Annotated in this window: 1 protein-coding gene and 1 pseudogene; both read right to left on the reverse strand. The window is 33.1% G+C overall.

Annotation, left to right across the window (positions count from 1 at the left end):
- A partial coding sequence (locus tag CDOM16188_RS11005; RefSeq protein ID WP_172202189.1) for a replication initiation protein occupies positions 1-800 on the reverse strand: 800 nt, incomplete at its 3' end.
- A 381-nt stretch (positions 801-1,181) separates the two neighbouring features.
- Positions 1,182-2,507, reverse strand: a pseudogene (locus CDOM16188_RS11010) (hypothetical protein); the annotation flags it as partial.

Here is a 2,507-nt window from a genome sequence, read left to right on the forward strand (position 1 = left end):
TTTTGCAGCCTATTTATTTTAAATATCGCCCCAAAATATAAGAATTCTTTGCCTGTGTATTTACTTAGCTCTTTAGCTTGTATTGCCTGTGCCGTTTGAGCTATTAGGCGCTCTTTAAAATCAAATCTTAGAGTTATTTCTACTACTTTTTTACGTATTTTCCTTGTAATCTCATAGTCTGCTTGGATATCACTCTTTTTATTAATTTCTTCTATACTCGGATCGATTACATATTGACGAAATTTAGAAAAATTTCTTAAAGTTGTTGGTAGCTGCAAAAGCTCATAAAGTTCATCTAGTATAAATACTCTTTTTTTGTCTCTTTGGTGCTGTGTTTGGATTAAAAACTGATAAAACCTTGTAGTATATTTGCCACTAAATTTGATTGCCTGCTCAATATTATATGTAGTAAATTCTTTTTTTAATTGCAATAAATACGGCATAAGAGTAGGGCTTATTTCAAATTCAAACCTAGCTTCGTCTATATAGTAAATAAAGGCAGAAAACCAGTTGCAACCTATCCACTTGTTTTGTTCTTTTATTTCTAAAGGCTTTTTTAGTATATCTTTTGCTAAATCTTTTAATCTTGTTTCATTTAACTTAACACCTAATTTTTGTTCTAATTCCGAAACAGTACAAGAATAACGAAAAAATTTGTCATCAGAAGTTTTTATTTGTGCTATTGCTAAGAGAATTAATTTTTGTTGAGTTTCTGTAAGCTCATATTTGCTATTTATCATTGAATTAGATTGAACTACAACAGACCTATTGGATATGGATTTAGCTGTATCGTTACTCATTTTTACCTCACGGACAAAAAGTTGTTTTTTAAAATTATATCATAAAAAGAAGTTTTAATAGTATAACTTCTTTTTCACTTACAAAAACTTCTTTTTTGATCTTTTTTCACTTACAAAAACTTCTTTTTCACTTACAAAAACTTCTTTTTTGATCTTTTCTATAGCGTATTTTAGGGATTTTAATTGCCTTAAAAATTTAAGAAAAATTTATATATAGAAAAATTCCAAACATTGCAAAAACTTCTATTTTTTAGAAATTTAAATCGGAACCGGGGCGTTTATACGGCTTTGTGCTTACGCACTGCAGCCCGCCCCCTTACCCCCTCTTTACGCCTTGTATTGTCGCTACGCTCCACAAGGCTATCATCTTTTAGAAGTAGGTCAGCGCATTTTTATCGTTATAGTATGTTTTTGTTCTCTCTTTCTTTTTACCAGCCTTTGTCTTTCTGGTTTTTTTAATTCTCGTTCAATTTCAAGTCTACCAGTGATAGAAACTCTTTTGATTTCTCTTTCCAAGCAATCTCTAAACTCTGCGCCATTTCTTCTAATAGCTGATGATTCAGATTGTCGTATGATTTCTGAAACTCTATCTGCATACTCTCTAAGCTCGTTTCTAATATTGTCTTGATTGTTGATAATTCTTTCTCTAATGATCTGTAGTCCTCTAGTAAAGTTTCGTAGTCGCTCTGTAATTTGTTGTAATCCACTATTGAGTATTCTTTCTTTCCATCCACTAATAGCTGATTCAATTCTTTCTTGATATTCTCTATTTGATTTTGTTCTATCTCTAAGTTTTCTAAGTTGTTCTCGTTTCTGTCTAATTCGTTCTTGTGCGATGTTATAATACTGTCTAACTCTTTCTTGAAATTCTGCTCTAAGTCTTTGTAATAAAGAGTGGTTCTCTCTTTCCGCAAGTTCTCGTAATCCTCTCTTAGCTTGCTGTTCTCGTTCTGTTTGTTCTCTATTACGTCTTGCAATTTGAGAATTTCTATCTGCAATCTCTCTACTTCGTCTAATAATGCTATCTCTAGTTGTGTCATCTATTGCTCCGTGCTGTTTAATAGCATGAATAATATTCCCTCGCTCGAGGTTTTCATTTGGTTTGGATATACTATCAGTGCTCTTTGTTCTTTGCCCGTTGTCTTGCTTGTCCAACTCTCTCTCATATTCTGTGGGATCTGCCACTTCTGTAGCTCTTGGTTGTTCTGCTGGAGTAGGTTGTTTTCTTGTTGATAGCTTGTTAATCGTTTCTCGTATATCCAAAAATTGATTAAAAATCCTACTACTAGCCCAAATATTAGAGTTATCAGTGTTGTGCCACTTAGCAATCTTTGTATGATTGCCGGCTTCATCTCGTTTAATATTGCTTCTTTTGTGTTCTGCATCTCGTATTTTATTGCCGATAGTTGTTTCTTTGTATCGGATTTTATTTCGCTCATCGCGTCTACGTATATTTTCGTTAATCCGGCTTCTATTGATTTGGCACTCTGCCTGTGTATCTCTATTAGCGTATTGTTGAATTCTTCTTGATTCGCTTTCGCCGAGTTCACTAAGTCTGTTAATGTCTGTGAATCTTTCATCGTATATAGAGCCTTTCATTCGGTTTAATCTTTTTTGATTTGGTAATACAATACTCATCCCGCTCTTGTTTTTTTTTGTAACTTGATAGCCACTACTCTCTAATAGCTCTATCATATGTGAGCGACT

This window comes from Campylobacter sp. RM16188 (genome assembly GCF_012978795.1).
Classification (GTDB): Bacteria; Campylobacterota; Campylobacteria; order Campylobacterales; family Campylobacteraceae; genus Campylobacter_A; species Campylobacter_A canis.